Consider the following 17,036-nt stretch of genomic DNA (forward strand, 5'->3'; position numbering starts at 1 on the left):
GGGCAAGGGGGATAAAAAATTAGCTCTTTCCCCTCAGCAAGAGCAGCACCCCGCCCCTGGAGCCTCTTTTCAATGCCCACTTGCCCTGAGCGACTTGTACTGAGCGTAGTCGAAGTAAGCCGAAGGGATGCCCCATCCCGTAAAATGAATACCTTGGGAAGAGATCCATATTGCCCTAAAATTCTACACGGGGAGCGAAGCTGACTGAGTGCCCCCATGATTCACCGTTATCAGAGGAGTTTTTTGTGGATTTATCTCGTATTCCTGCCCAACCGAAACCTGGTCTAATCAACGTTCTGATTGAAATTACTGGCAAAAGTAAAAATAAATATGAATATGACAAGGAACTAGAAGCTTTTGCTCTAGACCGAGTACTTTATTCCTCGGTACAATATCCTTATGACTACGGCTTTGTACCCAATACTTTGGCTGATGATGGCGATCCTCTTGATGGTATGGTCATAATTGACGAGCCAACCTTTCCAGGCTGTGTGATTGCCGCACGACCGATTGGCTTCTTGGAGATGATTGACGGTGGCGATCGCGATGAAAAAATCCTTTGTGTTCCTGACAAAGATCCGCGCTACACTCAGGTCAAATCCCTGAATGACTTAGCGCCACACCGCTTAGATGAAATTGCTGAATTTTTCCGTAGTTATAAAAATTTGGAAAAAAAGGTGACTGAAATTCTCGGTTGGCAAGATGTGGACAAAGTTGCAGCTTTAGTAGAAAAATCCGTCAAAGCTTATAGAGGATAATAAAAGAGTTAGAAAGTTAGGAGTTAAGAATTATGAGTTAAGAGTTATGAATTTTTATTTCTAACTCTTAACTTCTAACTCCTCACTCTTAACTGCTGACTTTGATAACTTTCGCTTGTTACGGATTGTAAAATCTGCCACCAACCCAAACTCAAATGCAGCGCACTCTCCTTTTGGCAAAAATTCATAACTGCACCCTCACGGGGGCGAATATCAACTATGTGGGTAGTATCAGCATTGATGAAATGCTTTTGGAAAAAGCTGGCATCTTACCCTATGAACAGGTGCAAGTAGTTAATAATGCTAATGGTCAGCGCTTTATTACTTATGCGATCCCGGCTCCAGCCCATTCAGGAATAATAGAGCTAAATGGGGGTGCGGCACGTCTAGGCATTATTGGCGATCGCCTGATTATAATGACTTACGGGCAGTTCACTCTAGAAGAGTTAAAAAGTTACTCTCCTACGGTAGTCATTGTGGACGAAAAAAACAGGCTGTTGGAAGTGCGGTACTACGATGACCTGCTCAGTAAGGTCTAATCTCAAGGAAAATGTCAAATTTTGAGCTGTCGGATTCCCAGAGCTACATACCTGAAAAGTCATCTACCCTGCCAAGTAGCCCAGCAGGTGAATTCCTCGTGCAATTCTGGGGTGTAAGAGGTTTGATTCCCACTCCAAGTAGCAATACCAATCGTTATGGTGGTAATACCGCTTGTGTAGAAATGTATGTAGCTGGGAAACGCTTGATTTTTGATGGCGGTACTGGCTTACGTATACTGGGTAAAACTTGGCAAGAACTGCAACAGCCATTAGAAGCCTATTTATTTTTTACCAACTGCCAATCAAACAGAATTCAAGGGTTTCCCTTTTTTGCTCCAACATTTATTGGGGAAAATTGCTTCCATATTTACGGCACAGCTGCATCAAATGGAGCCTCAATCAAACAATGTCTGTACGATCAGATGCTCCAGCCACACTTTCCTTACCCTTTACAGGTAATGCAGTCAGAATTGCAGTTTTACAATTTGACTCCAGATAGTGACGTGAAGCTAGATGATGTCACCATTACAACTGCATTAATTAATCAAACTCAGAGGTCAGTTGGCTACCGAGTCACTTGGCAAGAGTATAGTGTTGCTTACATCACGGATTTGCACCACAATGCCGATCAAATGGAACGAGAGCGGATTTTACAGTTCATTAAAGGCGTTGACTTGCTGATTGCCAATGCCACTTACACTCCTCCTACATCTCACAACCATGACTCTGCTGATTTACTCTGGCAAGCTGCGGTGAATGCGGCTCTGAATGCTGGCGTTAAACGGCTAGCCATTTCTCATCATCACCCAGATGACCATGATGATTTTCTTGACCAGGTTCAAGTCGATATTAAATCTGCCTTTCCTCAAGCAATACTAGCCCATGAAGGTCTAGTATTAACTATTGGTAAGTGATTTAGACTCTTTGGCACTTTGAAATCGGTGTAGAGCGATGCCAATACGGTTCGGTTAGCATGTTTGTCTCTCGAAGATCCCCCCAACTCACGCCACTTGCTATTTCTCCTCTTTACCCCCTTTTTAAGGCAGGACTGTTTGACACGATAAGGTTGTGATTTTGTCAACAGTACTCGCTGTGAAATTTCGGGAAATTGGTAATCGAAAAGCTACTACTTCAACGGATAAATTTAAGTACGTTGGCGTTGGCGTAGCCTCTCGTAGAGATGCCTTGCCGAAGGCATCGCCATTTTCTTGTCCAATCAGATTTTTTAGTAACCTGATTTTTTTGCTTGAAACGCTTGTAAATCAGCGCCTTTTAGGAAATGAAATAGCCATGCTTTTTAAGGGGGTCGCCGCAGGCGGGGGATCTTTATTGCAGCATTACACCAGTCTCTAAACAAACCAGAGAAACGTCATATAACTAAGCAGATCACATTTTGATACAACACGCAGTAAGGGCACAGCAATGCTGTGCCCTTACTATTCCACACTATTAAAATCGGCTATATTGCTCCTCTACGAAGCATTTTGCAACTCGGCTGTGCGGATTGAAAGCTGCTGTGTTTGATTACCTCGTTGCACTTTCACCTGTAAAACTTGACCAAGACGACTGTCTTCCACAACGTTCTGCAATTGTTCCGCACTAGTAATAGCTTTACCATCAACTTGAAGAATTACATCCCCGCGCCGGATACCCGCAGATGCAGCTGGAGAATTGGGGACAACTCGCATTACAAAAACACCATTAATTTCTGGTATCTGAATAGGAGAATTGGGATCGGTGTTATTTTGCTTGGCAAGATCGGGTGTCAAAGTTAGCATTTGCACGCCCAAATAGGGGTGAGCAACTTTGCCATCACGTTGTAGTTGCGTTGCGATCGCTTTAGCTTTATCAATAGGAATGGCAAACCCAATACCCATCGCGTCAGGGCGAATGGCTGTGTTAATGCCAATCACTTCACCTTGGCCATTCAATAGCGGCCCGCCAGAGTTACCAGGGTTAATAGCAGCGTCTGTCTGAATGAAATCCAAGCGTTTATCGCTAATGCCGACTTGGGCGCTAGAACGTTTGAGGGTACTGACAATTCCCAAAGTAACAGTGTTATCAAATCCCAAAGGATTACCAACTGCGATCGCCCAGTCTCCTACTTGTACATTACTGGAAGAACCCAAGGGCGCGACTGGTAAATCGCTACCAGCATTAATCTTGACTACTGCCAAATCTGTGACTTCATCAATACCTTGAACTTTCCCTTCAAAGGTGCGGCCATCTTTGAGTCGGACTGTTACTTTATCAGCTTTATCGACCACATGAGCATTAGTCATAACTAACCCGCTCTTGTCAAGAATGAAACCTGAGCCTAAACCGCGTAACTGCTGCTCAGGAGGCATCTGTTGAGAGAAACCGTCACCAAAAAACCGACGGAAAAAGGGGTCGTCAAAAGTTGGATCAACGCGACGAGTAATTGTCCGCTCAGTATCAATGCGGACAACTGCTGAACCAACACGATTGACTGCTGCTGTAACAAAGCTAGTGCTACCGATCACAGCAGTGGCCGGTGATTGCCGTTGGGAAATTAGGTTTGAAGTATCAAGAGAAGTTCCTGTCGGTGCTGGTTCGGCTTGGGAGGGCAACACTTGCAATGTGCTAACGGTTAACAAAACTCCTAGCGCGATCGCTAAAACATGAGTACTGAGTTGACGTAAAGACTTGGGTAATTTGAAAAATCGCATAATCACAACCTAATCTATAAGCCTAATTGTTGTTTAGTCGTGACAAATCTATTTAGAGTTATTTTTACTTCAGGTTTCGCCTGCTCTTTCCCAGACTGGGGTTAAGGCATTTTGCGACTTACCTGTAATCAAGTTAATGGAAAATTTAACCCAAAAGCTATCATGGACATTTACCCTTCACAAGTTCGGTTTTTACCCATCAAGAAAACTTTTGGATTGCTAATAAAACTAGCTTGCTCTCTGTTCTAACCATAGACTATGGATGAACTAACTTTTGTATAAGATTTCATTCCGACTGTCTGCGCCTAGCTGGGGTAAAGAGTTGATGGCTGAGTGGGGAGTGAGGGCAACAGGAACGGTTAGAGGTAGTTGTAATTGTTTTACAACCTTTTGCAATAGCTGATCTTGTCCAGTCCGAAAACCCCAGACATTTGTCCCCCGGTTGATAATAGCAAACCAAACCAAACCGCGATCGCGTGTGGGCATCACTCCCGCTAAAGCGCTAACATCGCGGAGAGTGCCAGTTTTAATCACAGTAGCAAGGGGAATATGTCTGGTGTGTAGTGTCCCCCGGTGATCAAATCCAGACATGGGGAACAAGTCAGCTAGATTCAGTTGGTGGGCAGATGCCTCAACTTGAATAGCCATCAACATAGCACAGACGGCTCTAGGAGAAATACGATTTTCCGGCCCCAATCCCGAACCATTGATTAACTGAATTTCCACTTGTGGCACTCTGGCAAGATTAGCAGCAGTTGATTGTACTACAGTTGCTCCTCCCACTGAGTCTGCCAGCATCTGTGCCATATCGTTGTTACTGTAAACGTTCATTTCCTTGAGCAGTTGCTTCAAAGGCAATGAGCGATGACGCAGTAACAAAGTTTGTCGAGGGTTTGGTTGCGCCTCAACTTTCACCGCACCTACAATCACAACTTGAGGCTTGGGCGTTCCCTTGGGCATGATTGAGTGTGTATAAATAGCGGGGCGGCCCCAAGTCGCACGATTTAGTGTTTGCTTGAGCATCAGACCCGCCAGCATTGGCTGACGTTGGAAATTCATGGCAAAACTGCCACTAATGATCAAATTTCCCTTTACCTGCTTGATGCCCATTTTATTGAGAGTATTACCAAGAGCGATCGCTTCTTCCCAAACAAACAAAGGATCGCCACGGCCTGTAATCACCAAATCGCCCTGCACAACTCCATTTACCACTGGGCCAGTGACACTTACTAAAGTATCAAATTGGTAATCTGGCCCCCAAGTTTTCAAAGCAACTAGTGAAGTGGCAATTTTGGTTAAAGAGGCAGCCGGCAGAGGTGTTGTACCTTGGTGATTTGCCATCAGCATTGGCCCCGACTGCATCCAAATTCCCTGACTCTGGGACAGATTTTGCGCTATCAGTTTCGATGTTACTAGCTGTTTCAGATATTCCTGCACCGTAGTAGCTCCAGTTGGATTAGGATCAGGGGCAAGAACCAAGCCAGGGCTACTTTGCCAAGTCAAAGCATCTAAGGCATCTAGAGGCTTGATTTGTACCCCAGCCATCTCTAACCAGAGCGATACCAGACCTGAACCCAATAATTCCAGCATGTTTTATTCCTCTGTTAAGATGTGACACAGTGTTTACTGTGCTAATATACAAGCTTTTTTACAAGAATCAGTATTGAGTCAAAATAACTAAAAATCAAAGCCTCTCTCCTTTTAAGAGAGAGGTCAGAATATTAAGTCGCACATCGCACGAATTACGAATTAATTAATACCTACTTTCTTTCTGGATGCGCTGCATCCTCTGCTGAAGGAGTACCCATCCGGTTAATTGTGGCAATCATCTGATACAAGCGCCCCAAGTCGCGTTGATTGAAGTACAAAATGAGCCGGGGTAGTTCAACAGTTTCATCTTGTGCTTCTTGAGGTAATGCCTGACTTTTTTCAATCCGTCCTTGAATAATAATGTCGCTAAAATTAACATTAAGTTGCTCTACCTGAGCGTCTGATATATCTGTCTTCAGGCGGATGACTAATTTATTACTTACATAGCGACAGGAGTGGTAAACCTGGTAAAAACGAGTAATGGCATCACAAGCCACATCCAAGTTGTCTGTCACCGTGTAAAGGCTAGGGTCTTCAGGACTGACAAGACCATTTTGCACTAGTTGCTTATGAATGTATTCGCTCCAAGACCGCCAGTAATCACCACCAGGGCGATCGATTAAAACTAGAGGTACTGGCCCAAATTTCCCATTCTGGGTTAATGTCATGCATTCAAAAGCTTCATCTTGAGTGCCAAAACCTCCCGGAAATAAGGCTATAGCATCACTTTCTTTGAGGAGAAACAGCTTGCGGGTAAAGAAATATTTGAAGTTAATTAGCTTGGGATCACCCTCTATAAACGGGTTCGCTTTTTGCTCAAAGGGTAACTGAATGTTTAATCCAAAGGAATTTTCTCGCCCAGCCCCTTCATGACCCGCCTGCATGATCCCGCCACCACCGCCGGTCATCACCATGAATCCTAATTCAGAAACAGCGCGAGCAAACTCAAGGGCCATTTGGTACTCTGGTGTATCTGGCGCTAGACGAGCAGAACCGAAGACGGTGATTTTGCGAACGTGTCGGTAATTATAAAAGAGTTGGAAGCCGCGCTCCATATCTGCTAATGCAGCCGACAATATTTTCCAATCGAGACGCTCAATTTCGGTATCAGCTAGACGAACAATAGTAGCAAGTGCTTGCTGAATAAATTGCCGATTTTTTAATGTCGGTAACTGAGCGATCAATTCAGCGATATCCGCCTGTAAAGACTCTAATGTGTCAAACGACGCAGATGAGGTCATGAGAACTGCCGCAACAATGGCACTATATTTTACGTGAACTACTCACACTGTAGCAAGCGGGTATACCGAAGAATGACGAACCGCTTTCTCTGTGAGACACTACATGAACACGCAGCGTTTCGCAGAGAAGGCGCAGAGGACACGGAGGAAGAGAAAAGGCGATCGCACCGTGCTAATAATTAGACATTTGCTGTTTCTAAGTTGATTATTCAAGCTGAGATATCCATAGATGGTGTTCAGAACTCGAACGATGGTGTTCAGAACTCGGAAGTTGGTGTTCAGAACTCGGAAGGTGGTGTTCAGAACTCGGAAGTTGGTGTTCAGAACTCGGAAGTTGGTGTTCAGAACTCGGAAGTTGGTGTTTAGAACTCGAAAGTTGGTGTTCAGAACTCGGAAGTTGGTGTTCCGAACTCGGAAGGTGGTGTTCAAAGCTTGGGTTTTACCTTTCCCCTCATCCCCCTCATCCCCCTCATCTCAATTCAATCCCAGTTCTTGCTTCAACGCCTCTGGGACATTCACTGCTGTCTCTAATCCCCGCACACCTTCCCACTGCTGCTTTTTACCCCAGGTCATTTTTTCCATATTGGCGTCGCTGAGGTCAGCACCACCGAGAATGGCATAGCTAAGGTTACTGTGGCTGAGATCCGCACCATTGAGAATAGCACCACTGAGGTTACTGCCACTGAGGTTAGCACTGTTAAGGTTGGCATAGCTGAAGTCTGTACCGAAAAGGATCGCGTCGGTGAGGTCGGCATCACTGAGGTCGGCTTCGCTGAGAATCACCCCACTGAGGTCGGCTTCGTTGAGGATTACCCGACTCAGGTCTACACCGGTGAGGTCTGCGCCTAAGAACATTGCACCGTTGAGTCTGGCGTCGTTAAGCTTGGCACCGTTAAGTTTGGCATAGCTGAGGTCAGCAGCGATCAGGATGGCATCACTAAGGTTGGTACTGAAAAGAATTGTGTCACTGAGGTTAGTACCGTTGAGGATGGCGTGACTTAAATCAGCACCACTGAGGTCGGCACGACAGAGGTCGGCATGGTTAAGGTTGGTGCTGCGGAGGTTAGCTTCACTCAGATTCGCACCGAAAAGGATGGCGTTACTTAGGTCGGCATGGCTAAAGTTAGTGCTGCTGAGGTCGGCGTGGTTGAGGTCGGCGCGGTTGAGGTCGGCGCGGCTAAGGTTGGTGCTGCTAAGGTCGGCGCGATTGAGGTCGGCGCGGCTAAGGTTGGCACAGCTAAGGTTTGCACCACTGAGGTCAGCACCACTGAGGTCAGCACCAGTGAGGTTGGCACCAGTGAGGTTGGCACCAGTGAGGTTGGCATCGCCGAGGTTGGCACCGCTAAGGTTTGCACCACTGAAGTTTACGCCAGTTAAGTTGGCATCGCCGAGATAAGCTTGGCCCAGGTCAGCACCCCTAAAGTCTGCCCCAGTGAGGTTGGCATCGCCCAGGTAAGCACCCTTAAAGTTGCCGCCTCTGAGAAATTGCCCGACTATACTGGTAAAATTGCCAATTTCCAGGGCATCGCTATAGTTGATGATCCGCAGCAGTTGGGATGTGAAAAAATTGTCTGTATCTGGTTGAGCAGATGGATAGAAGGTGATTTTTTGTTTGAGTTCATCTCGCTTTTGGGCGTAGCGGTGTAACTCTAACAGTAAAATTAGTACGTTTAGCCCTGTATATACGTCAACCTGTCTCAGCCCGATCGCAATATTTTGCGCCGCTAGCTTTAACATTGTTCTCTGAGGTAGGTTATCATCTGGTGTCCCATCGATAAATTCTCCCTGACACCAGCGATGATAAAAATCTTCTAGCCGCCAAAAAAGCAGTTCTGGGCGAATTTTTTGACCATTCACAACCAATTCCATTAGTTGGTTGACTATTTCTGATTTCAGCGCCCCATTGCCCAGTAAATCATAAATCTCTTCATGCATCTGGCGATCGCACACTCTAAAGTAAAACCCAGAAGGTAGTGTTCCTGATGTCTGATTACCTATCTTAGAAGTCAAACCGCCCTTTGGTATTGCCCATTTTTTTAAGCTTTCTTGAAGTCTTTGAGACCATAAATCTTCCCGTAAATTATCTTGACCAAATTTAACGCTTTTATATGGTTCTTTAATACTTTTTCCTAGAGGTAAAACTACTTCGGTTTTCACAGATGTGGTCTTTGGCATCTCTTCTAACCTTATATCCCTCACATAATTTCTCAGCAGTTGGCAGACTTGAGATAAATATGTTGACATTTCTGTGTCCGTTGTTACATTTAAATTACTGTTTTGATAATCCGGAATTAAAAATTTTTTTATGGTAGTTTGCTTGTCATTGCCAAAAATTAATAGTATCAATAAATACTACACGAAAAATATCATCCGTTGGCGATATCTTCGATGGGTTACACCAACGGTATTCTTGGAGGGCGGCTTCTCGCTAACCCGTAGTCAGCTCAAGTTTCTTCTCCTGATGCAAATCAAGTGTCATCAGAAAAATTCTTTCAACAATCAAGTAATTTTCCGCCTTTGGCTAATCTGTTATACCTTTTTCGCAGGATATTTACTAGTTTGATGTAAAAATAATACTTACGATTTGTGATAGTTGTAATTGTTAGGAAAAATCCTACTGTGTAACAGCGTGAATATTGCCCAAAAATGGCAACTTCAATTGAAGTCTAAAGTTTGCTGCTTGATCTAAAGCATCTGAGAGAATCGACAAAAAGCAGGCTATATAGCTTTGCAAAAGTTAAAAATTAACTACAGAATAACTATCGGGGATACAAGGGATGAAGAACAGATCAACTTTTTATATGATTTTGTTACATGGTTTGTTTTTAGGAATAGCAACGGCTAGCGCCAAGTCACCGTCTGTTAAGATTGATACATTGTCAGCCAACCAGAAGGCTGTGCGGGTTATAGAAGCCGTAGTTACAGCCAGAAGTGGAGAGAAATCCAATAGTCAGTTAATAACGACAGAAACTTCTTCTTCAGCATTATCACCAAAGAATATTAATTTTCCCCAAGAAAAGAGGCTAGCGTCAGGGCAAGTTTGGGTGGTTAATCAAAATAAACACGTACAGCCTCAACCGTTTATTTGGGTAGTAAAAGACCTGAAAAAAGCAGGACAGCAACCATTCTTGCAAGTTGCAAAACCCGTAGAAAAGCCTAAACCTAGCAAAACACCAACAACAAAGGATGAGTTAGAGCCATTTGATGAAGTTATCAAAAACACCCAAAAGTCAGGGGGATTGTTCACCCTATATCGTAATAAAGAAAAGAATAAAATTTATTTAGAAATTAAGCCAGAGCAACTTAATAAAAATTACCTTGCTACAGCAACCCTGGAATCGGGCATTGGTGAACGGGGTATTTACAGTGGTATGCCTCTGCAAGATTTTTTGTTTTATTTCCAGCGAGTGGATAATAAATTAAACTTTGTCATCCGCAATGTTAATTTTCGCACTCGTGAGGGAGATCCGCAGGTGCGATCGCTAACCCGGTCTTTTAGTGATTCTGTTCTCTACAGCATTTCCATTAAAAGCATTCATCCAGAACGCAAAACTCTTCTGATCGACTTGGGAGATTTGTTACTGACAGATTTAGGTGGATTATCTGCAAGTTTAGGAGTCCCAGCAACCACAGACCAATCTTATTTTGGTACTGCCAAAGCTTTTCCACAAAACTTAGAAATTGAGTCAGTTTTAAATTTTTCTGGCGATCGTGACAGTGAAGCGGCAAGCTTTGCGTCGCTAGCTGATAGCCGTGGTTATACCTTGCGCGTCCATTACAGTCTCTCTCAACTACCTGATAAAGATTATCGCCCGCGCCTTGCTGACGATCGCATCGGCTATTTCATCACCGCCTACCAAGATTTATCCAAAGACGATCAGGGCGATTCTTTTGTCCGCTACATTAATCGCTGGGATTTGGAAAAACAAGACCCGAAAGCAGCAATTTCTCCACCTAAAAAACCGATTATCTTTTGGATTGATAACGCTGTGCCTGTAGAGTACCGCGATGCGATGAAAGATGGCGTTTTAATGTGGAACAAAGCCTTTCTCAAAGCTGGATTCAAGGATGCAATTGAAGTCCGCCAAATGCCAGATGATGCCACATGGGATCCAGCAGATATTCGTTACAACACGATTCGCTGGATCAATACAGTCGATGGTTATTTTGCAATGGGGCCATCTCGTGTTAACCCATTGACTGGGGAAATTTTGGATGCAGATATTCTCGTAGATGCTAGCTTTGTGCGGGCACTTAAGAGTGAGTATCGTAAAATCGTCCAGCCTAGCCAAACTGAAAATCGCACTACTCTATCAGCTTTGATGCAAAATCGTCTACTTTGCACCAATGGTTTAGATACAAAAAACAATGATAAGCCCCAGCAGACGCAAATACAACAAGGGTTGTTAAATCGTTTATCGAAAATGGCAGGCGAGTACGATTTATGCTATGGGATGGAAGCTGCTAATCAGTTTGCCTTTGGTTCACTGGCAATGTCACTGCTGCCAGATACCATGAGCACTCCAGACCAGGTGAAAGAATATATCAATCAATATTTACGTTTAATTATCGCTCACGAAGTTGGACATACTCTTGGTTTACGCCATAACTTCCGTGGTAGTACACTGTTAGCACCAGATGAGATGAATAATACGGAAATTACCAAAACTAAAGGTTTGACAACTTCGGTGATGGATTATATTCCGCCAAATATTGCTCCTCAAGGGACAAAACAGGGAGATTATTTTCCTAGTATGGTGGGGCCTTATGATGAATGGGCGATTAAGTATGGCTACATCCCAATTCAAACATCAACTCCGATCGCAGAAAAGCCAATTTTGTCAGAAATTGCTGCACAATCCTATAAGCCAGAGTTGAGTTATTCCACAGATGAAGATATGTATGACCTTGACCCAACTGCTGATGCTTGGGATAACAGTGGCAATGTCTTGCTTTATTCCCAGTGGCAATTGAATAATTCGCGGGTGATGTGGGAACGTCTCGATAAGCGTTACCCAATAGCTGGTGATAGTTACACCGATGTGAGCGAACGTTTTAGCACAGTATTAGGTAACTATTTTCAGCAAATATATTACACCACAAAATACATTGGCGGACAGTCTTTCTATCGCATCCACCCCAGTGAAATACCCTCTGGAGTTAGCCAACACCGATTACCATTTGAACCAGTACCAGTTGAAAAACAACGACAGGCTTTAGAAACACTGCAAAAGTATGTATTTGCAGAAGATGCCCTCAGCTTTTCACCAGAACTACTGAATAAATTAGCACCTTCCCGTTGGCGACATTGGGGTAGTTCTCCCCAAGTTGGTCGTTTGGATTTTCCAATTCATGACTTGGTACTATTCATGCAAGGTTCTGTGTTACGGGATTTACTCTCAGGCGATCGCCTCTCTCGCCTCAAGGATATTGAACTGAAAACGAAACCAGAAAATGCACTGTCTCTGCCTGAACTATTTGACACTTTGCAATCAGATATCTGGACAGAAGTAATCAAACCAAAAGGTAAACCAATGAAGATTGCCAGTTTGCGGCGGGGCTTGCAACGGCAATACCTGGACATTTTGACTGCTATGGTATTGCGAAAAGAATATGTCCCAGAAGATGCCCGGACTCTGGCGTGGTATAAACTCAAGCAACTAGATGAGAAACTCAAGGGGGTTAATTCAGATGATGAATATACTAAAGCGCACTTATTAGAAACGCGCGATCGCATTGAGAAAGTGTTGAATGCGCCGTTGCAAGGGAATTAAAAAGGAAGTGGGGAGAGACGCGATTAATCGCGTCTGTACTAGGGAGTGGGGGAATAATTTTTAATTGTTTCTCCCTTTCCTTTCTCTTCTTCCATCATTACTTTGGCAAAATATATTTAGAATGCCCATACAGACTAAAAAAAAAGTTTATCCCAGCAGTTAGATAGTCAAATGCTGAGGGCAACATAATAAATAGTTATAACTGCAAGCAAGAGGTTTATTGTTTGGCAACTGTTAAAGATTCTTTGGTAATAGCTAATCCGTTGCCATCGGGTGATGGATACACATGGACTCTTGCCTCTCGGCTGGGTGAGATGATTTCCGACATTGAGGTACAGTTTGGTAAGCGCGATCGCTCTTGGACGATTCTAGGAATTGAATTTTGTGATAACGGGCCTCAAACATGGTTCCCAGGAGACTCTGAGCAGATTATAATTCAGCTTGGACTCTCGGCAAAAGAAGATCCAGTTCAAGCCAAGTTTCAGCTAGCCCATCTATCTGTTCACCTTCTTGATCCTGGTGCTTCCAGTTTTGCAACTGTTTTGGAACAAGGGCTAGCAACATATTTCTCGCTCCAGTACGTAAAGCAATTTCACCCTAATTACACCACTTCTGATACGAAGTATGCAGCTGCGGCGAGATTAACAGCACAATTGCTATATATTAATCCGATAGCCATTAAGGAGCTTCGCTCAAGAGGTATCAAGATTTCACAAATTACCGCCAGTCAGCTTTTGGCAGTGTGTCCCAAGTTGCCAAAGTCGATAGCTCTTGCCCTTGTTACACCTTTTCATAATTGGATAGAGTGAAAAATTACAGCAGATTTCAAGTTGGTAAGTACATAAGCTAATTCAAAGCTAGCTATAAAGCGTGTTTTACTTCTGAATTGTGCTGTATTTCTTGAGGATGTAGATGAGCAATTGGTGGTGATGAGAGTACCAAAAAAAGATATTGTAGTTGGATTTCACCCGTCTTACATCCGGCAGTATACAGATTATGCTGTGGGATAAAGGCTTGTTGCCTAAGTGCTATTAAATTTACAATTGAGGTGGCATAGATAAAGGCAGTAAAAAGCTAATGACATTGCAAAACTTACAAAAACAGGTACTACAATTATCCACTAGCGAACGCTGGCAATTAGTCCAAACCTTGCTGGAATCTTTACAGCAGGAAACCCGCCCATTACAAAATAAAGGGAACTTGTCCCGATTGCGAGGGATTGCAAAAGGTTCAGGTGCATTAGGTAATGAAGATATTGGAGCAGAATATATTACCTATCTGACTGAGAAGTACCAGTAATGCGAGTTTTGATAGATACGAATGTCGTTCTTGATTTTTTGCAAGAACGGGAGCCTTTTGTGGAGGATGCAGCAAGACTGTTTCAGAGGATTGATGCTGGTGAGGTTCAAGGATTTATTGCAGCAACAACAATCACTAATATATATTATATTCTTCGCAGAACCGCAGGCGTGAAGGTGGCTCAAGACGCAATCATTCAAGTTTTAACAGACTTACACATTTGTCCCGTTGAGCGCACTATCTTAGAACAGGCGATCGCATTAAATTTCCGAGATTTTGAGGATGCGGTGCAGTATGCCTGTGGAATAGCGCATGGGGTAGATGCAGTTATAACTCGTGATGTGTCTGGTTTTGTAAATGCTCTGATTCCAGTGATGTCACCTAAAGAATTAGATAAGATATTAGCTAGTGAATAAATCCGCAGAAATATCGCTGAAGTTACCGCTATCCCTTGATAACTTTAGAATTAAGAACAGTTAGTACTTGCTTCCATTTACAAAGTCTTTGTCTGATGTAGAGCAAAGAAGGCAGCAGATAATAAAACCTACCTCTGCTACCTCTGCTTTCTCCTAACTACTCAACGCCTTTAAGAACCGTTGCAAACTCTTAAACACACTGGGCTTTCTCGCAGGTGTCGCATCTGTTGTTGTTTCCGGTTGTCCTTTTAAAAGGATGAGATCCAACTCATCACCCGATGGTTTTGTGGGTAATTCGGCAATTCTTTGATATTCGCCGTCGGTTTCCAGCCAAACTTCCCACTGTCCTGGGTAGCAGCGACATAGGGCACTTTCATCGTCTATAGGGCGGAGGTAATAGGCAGATTCAATGGTACTGATAAAACGATCGCGGATTTTTCTAGCTGTATAACCAATGCCCACAGTTCCAGAATCTTCAAGACGGGGATTTAACAAGACTAAAGGGCGATCGCCTATTTCTAGACATAGCTTTTCTAACTGCGGTACTTCTACGGAAGTGGGGGCGATGAATAAGAAAATTTCATCCTCTGGCTGAATTTTTGTCTGCAAAGAAGCAGCCCTTCCCGTACCAATATCCAAAATTTGAAATGGTGCATCAGCCCAATTGCGACGGGCTAAAGCCGCAGCCCCAGCGTCAGCAAAGAAAATCTTCAAACGGGAATCATATTCTGTAAATAGCGGCAGAAATTGTTCCGCCACCGGCATAAACTTGAGTTCTGGGAACAGGAACTCAACTTGTATGCGAGTACAGCCATCTGCAAGGGCAGCTTGGACGGCTACACGAGATTGAGCGATCGCATCTTCAAGAGTATTGGGAAGTTCACTCATAGTTTATTATGTGGGTTTAGCATTACTCCCATTGTTCCAGTATTAGCTCTTATTGAGTAGGCAGACGATGACAATCAACTCCGGGATATAAAGGCTCAATGGGCGTTGGGTTTTGCGTAGGCGTAACCCGTCGTAGACATTGCCTCTGATATGATATCGGCTTGATTACTTATTAAACCCGGAGAACCCCAAACAGCCATAGGACTTACGCACACTCTACGAATTCAACTCTTGGAGACGCTGCGCGAAGGCGTTCTTCTCTAACAAGATGCTACGCGTTGGCGTCAACTCTTGGAGACGCTGCGCGAAGGCGGTTCGACAAATTAAGCTTTTGGGCGATTTTTGCGTAAGTCCTAAGCCAAAGCTATGCTTTGTCTCCTTTCCCGAAAAGTTCTTAGGGGTTGGGGGTGGGGTTCATTTGAAGGTTATCTATGGACGGGTTGAGGATTGATGTTGTCTGTTGGTATTGATATGGGAACCTTAATAATAAAGTATTAAGATCAGCGTCTTTTATGAAACCTGTTTTGCGTAAAGGTCAATTAACAACATGGAAAGATGACAAGGGCTTTGGCTTCATCCGCTCCAGTGATGGCAATCAAGACGTTTTTCTTCATATTACTGCACTCAAAGAAACAAATCATCGTCCCCAAGTTGGTGATGTGATTTGCTATCAGCTAACGGTTGATAAAGATGGAAGAGTTCATGCTTGCAACGCCTTTATTGAGGGAGTTGTATCCAAACCTATACTGAAAACTTCACCTTCTGTAACAGATAAAGCAACATTCAAATCTACAGTAAAATCTTCTTTAATATTTGAGGTGTTGCTTTTATCATTATTACCGGGTTTAGGAGCAATAAATTTTGCATTAACGACTTTCAATCCAATCCCTCTGATTCTCTATCCTGTAATGAGTTTTATTACCTTTGCACAGTATGCGGATGATAAATATCGTGCAAAGCAGGGGCGTTGGAGAATATCAGAAAAGAGATTACATTTATGTGAATTTATGGGTGGATGGTTGGGAGCATTCATCGCTCAACGAACATTACGCCACAAAAGTAGCAAGGTTTCATACCAAGTTGTATTTTGGGTAATAGTAACTATTCACATTGTATTTTGGTTAGATTGGCTTTTCTTGGGTAGAAGACTAATAAGTTTATTTCTGGGCAGTGTTTTTAGAGGATAGCAGAGAACCCTTGCAAAACAAACTGATCAGTCGAGATTCCCTGACTGCTTGCCCATTTATTGAAGAAGTGCGATCGCATAAAAGACACGCTCAAAATTTTACCTGTTGGTAAAAGACTTGTTTAAGCCTTTGAGCGACGCGCCGATCAGATAAAACCTAGATATTTTGATACACGATACCCAAGCCAAATCCCTACAAGGCCACCAATGACGCTGAAGACAATCGAGGTGAATGATAGTACACTTCCACCCCACAATGCAGGGATGTAACTACCAATCGTAGAGCCAACGAACATCCCAATTCCAATGATGAATTTATTCATTCAAAAAAAGCCTCAAATGTAATCAAAATAAGTCATGCTTGAACTCCTTTATGACTCAAAATATTACTTTTTGGGAAAAGATTTATTTAACCCTTTCGGCAGCCGTGACATAGAGAACTGCGTAGGCGTAGCCCGTCGTATACATCGCACTTACTGAGGAACTTGCACGAGATGGGCGATCATATCGGAGACACGCTCAAAATTTGGGATGATGCTTTCGGCGGCAGTGACATAGAGTGCTGCGATCGCCTAGTTCTGCTAAGGAATGTGACGTTGGTGAAAGTGTAAAGATGGTCATTGTCAAGATAGCAGTAGCAGTCCGCTTTGATTTT

16 protein-coding genes are annotated in these 17,036 nt (G+C 43.5%); 10 read left to right on the forward strand and 6 right to left on the reverse strand.

Going from position 1 to position 17,036, the window contains the following annotated elements; all coding sequences use genetic code 11:
- Window positions 1–245: 245 nt before the first annotated feature.
- From ACFFAP_RS01070 to ACFFAP_RS01085, 4 genes are all read left to right on the forward strand, one after another.
- The gene (locus ACFFAP_RS01070; RefSeq protein ID WP_100901064.1) at window positions 246–758 is read left to right on the forward strand and encodes an inorganic diphosphatase; all 513 of its coding nucleotides are present in this window, start codon (window positions 246–248) and stop codon (window positions 756–758) included.
- A gap of 155 nt (window positions 759–913) precedes the next feature.
- A complete protein-coding gene (panD, locus tag ACFFAP_RS01075; RefSeq protein WP_375509480.1) occupies window positions 914–1,297 on the forward strand; it encodes an aspartate 1-decarboxylase in 384 nt (127 codons plus the stop codon).
- An 11-nt stretch (window positions 1,298–1,308) separates the two neighbouring features.
- On the forward strand, window positions 1,309–2,211 hold the full coding sequence (locus tag ACFFAP_RS01080) for an MBL fold metallo-hydrolase (RefSeq protein ID WP_375509481.1): 903 nt from the start codon (window positions 1,309–1,311) through the stop codon (window positions 2,209–2,211).
- A gap of 178 nt (window positions 2,212–2,389) precedes the next feature.
- Window positions 2,390–2,650 (forward strand): hypothetical protein, encoded by a 261-nt coding sequence (locus ACFFAP_RS01085; protein WP_375509482.1) that lies wholly within the window; start codon window positions 2,390–2,392, stop codon window positions 2,648–2,650.
- Window positions 2,651–2,769: 119 nt separating this feature from the next.
- On the opposite strand, the gene ACFFAP_RS01090 is transcribed toward ACFFAP_RS01085, so the two are convergent.
- The 5 genes from ACFFAP_RS01090 to ACFFAP_RS01110 form a co-directional block, all read right to left on the reverse strand.
- Window positions 2,770–3,987, reverse strand: coding sequence for an HhoA/HhoB/HtrA family serine endopeptidase (locus ACFFAP_RS01090; protein ID WP_375509483.1), 1,218 nt, complete (start codon window positions 3,985–3,987; stop codon window positions 2,770–2,772).
- 267 nt (window positions 3,988–4,254) lie between these two features.
- Window positions 4,255–5,577: a D-alanyl-D-alanine carboxypeptidase gene (locus tag ACFFAP_RS01095; protein ID WP_375509484.1), complete on the reverse strand. Its 1,323-nt coding sequence runs from the start codon at window positions 5,575–5,577 to the stop codon at window positions 4,255–4,257.
- A 170-nt stretch (window positions 5,578–5,747) separates the two neighbouring features.
- Window positions 5,748–6,818: an LOG family protein gene (locus tag ACFFAP_RS01100; protein WP_375509485.1), complete on the reverse strand. Its 1,071-nt coding sequence runs from the start codon at window positions 6,816–6,818 to the stop codon at window positions 5,748–5,750.
- A 99-nt stretch (window positions 6,819–6,917) separates the two neighbouring features.
- On the reverse strand, window positions 6,918–7,247 hold the full coding sequence (locus ACFFAP_RS01105) for a hypothetical protein (protein WP_375509486.1): 330 nt from the start codon (window positions 7,245–7,247) through the stop codon (window positions 6,918–6,920).
- A gap of 45 nt (window positions 7,248–7,292) precedes the next feature.
- The gene (locus ACFFAP_RS01110; protein WP_375509487.1) at window positions 7,293–9,062 is read right to left on the reverse strand and encodes a pentapeptide repeat-containing protein; all 1,770 of its coding nucleotides are present in this window, start codon (window positions 9,060–9,062) and stop codon (window positions 7,293–7,295) included.
- A 533-nt stretch (window positions 9,063–9,595) separates the two neighbouring features.
- On the opposite strand from ACFFAP_RS01110, the gene ACFFAP_RS01115 reads away from it, so the two are divergent.
- The 5 genes from ACFFAP_RS01115 (at window position 9,596) to ACFFAP_RS01135 (ending at window position 14,307) form a co-directional block, all read left to right on the forward strand.
- Window positions 9,596–12,592 carry a zinc-dependent metalloprotease gene (locus tag ACFFAP_RS01115; protein WP_375509488.1) on the forward strand — a complete coding sequence of 999 codons (2,997 nt, stop codon included), beginning with the start codon at window positions 9,596–9,598 and terminating at the stop codon, window positions 12,590–12,592.
- Between the two features lie 224 nt (window positions 12,593–12,816).
- Window positions 12,817–13,401 carry a hypothetical protein gene (locus tag ACFFAP_RS01120; RefSeq protein WP_375509489.1) on the forward strand — a complete coding sequence of 195 codons (585 nt, stop codon included), beginning with the start codon at window positions 12,817–12,819 and terminating at the stop codon, window positions 13,399–13,401.
- Window positions 13,402–13,473: 72 nt separating this feature from the next.
- Window positions 13,474–13,602: an element excision factor XisI family protein gene (locus ACFFAP_RS01125; protein ID WP_375509533.1), complete on the forward strand. Its 129-nt coding sequence runs from the start codon at window positions 13,474–13,476 to the stop codon at window positions 13,600–13,602.
- Window positions 13,603–13,669: 67 nt separating this feature from the next.
- The gene (locus ACFFAP_RS01130) at window positions 13,670–13,891 is read left to right on the forward strand and encodes a hypothetical protein (protein ID WP_375509490.1); all 222 of its coding nucleotides are present in this window, start codon (window positions 13,670–13,672) and stop codon (window positions 13,889–13,891) included.
- On the forward strand, window positions 13,891–14,307 hold the full coding sequence (locus ACFFAP_RS01135) for a type II toxin-antitoxin system VapC family toxin (protein WP_375509491.1): 417 nt from the start codon (window positions 13,891–13,893) through the stop codon (window positions 14,305–14,307). The genes ACFFAP_RS01130 and ACFFAP_RS01135 overlap by 1 nt, the downstream gene beginning before the upstream one ends.
- 153 nt (window positions 14,308–14,460) lie before the next feature.
- Here ACFFAP_RS01135 and ACFFAP_RS01140 read toward each other — a convergent pair whose 3' ends face one another.
- On the reverse strand, window positions 14,461–15,195 hold the full coding sequence (locus ACFFAP_RS01140) for a DUF1995 family protein (protein ID WP_375509492.1): 735 nt from the start codon (window positions 15,193–15,195) through the stop codon (window positions 14,461–14,463).
- Between the two features lie 512 nt (window positions 15,196–15,707).
- Here ACFFAP_RS01140 and ACFFAP_RS01145 point away from each other — a divergent pair.
- Window positions 15,708–16,382, forward strand: a complete 675-nt coding sequence (locus ACFFAP_RS01145) for a DUF1294 domain-containing protein (protein ID WP_375509493.1) — start codon at window positions 15,708–15,710, stop codon at window positions 16,380–16,382.
- The last annotated feature ends 654 nt before the right edge of the window (window positions 16,383–17,036 follow it).

It is taken from the genome of uncultured Nostoc sp. (assembly GCF_964245575.1).
Lineage (GTDB): Bacteria > Cyanobacteriota > Cyanobacteriia > Cyanobacteriales > Nostocaceae > Nostoc.

Bases quoted from the DNA above. Each gene is read 5' to 3' on its own strand.
- ACFFAP_RS01115 (WP_375509488.1), top strand. From the start codon at position 9,596: ATGAAGAACAGATCAACTTTTTATATGATTTTGTTACATGGTTTGTTT.
- ACFFAP_RS01100 (WP_375509485.1), bottom strand. From the start codon at position 6,818: ATGACCTCATCTGCGTCGTTTGACACATTAGAGTCTTTACAGGCGGAT.
- ACFFAP_RS01140 (WP_375509492.1), bottom strand. From the start codon at position 15,195: ATGAGTGAACTTCCCAATACTCTTGAAGATGCGATCGCTCAATCTCGT.
- ACFFAP_RS01095 (WP_375509484.1), bottom strand. From the start codon at position 5,577: ATGCTGGAATTATTGGGTTCAGGTCTGGTATCGCTCTGGTTAGAGATG.
- ACFFAP_RS01090 (WP_375509483.1), bottom strand. From the start codon at position 3,987: ATGCGATTTTTCAAATTACCCAAGTCTTTACGTCAACTCAGTACTCAT.
- ACFFAP_RS01080 (WP_375509481.1), top strand. From the start codon at position 1,309: ATGTCAAATTTTGAGCTGTCGGATTCCCAGAGCTACATACCTGAAAAG.
- panD (WP_375509480.1), top strand. From the start codon at position 914: ATGCAGCGCACTCTCCTTTTGGCAAAAATTCATAACTGCACCCTCACG.
- ACFFAP_RS01110 (WP_375509487.1), bottom strand. From the start codon at position 9,062: ATGTCAACATATTTATCTCAAGTCTGCCAACTGCTGAGAAATTATGTG.
- ACFFAP_RS01145 (WP_375509493.1), top strand. From the start codon at position 15,708: ATGAAACCTGTTTTGCGTAAAGGTCAATTAACAACATGGAAAGATGAC.
- ACFFAP_RS01130 (WP_375509490.1), top strand. From the start codon at position 13,670: ATGACATTGCAAAACTTACAAAAACAGGTACTACAATTATCCACTAGC.
- ACFFAP_RS01135 (WP_375509491.1), top strand. From the start codon at position 13,891: ATGCGAGTTTTGATAGATACGAATGTCGTTCTTGATTTTTTGCAAGAA.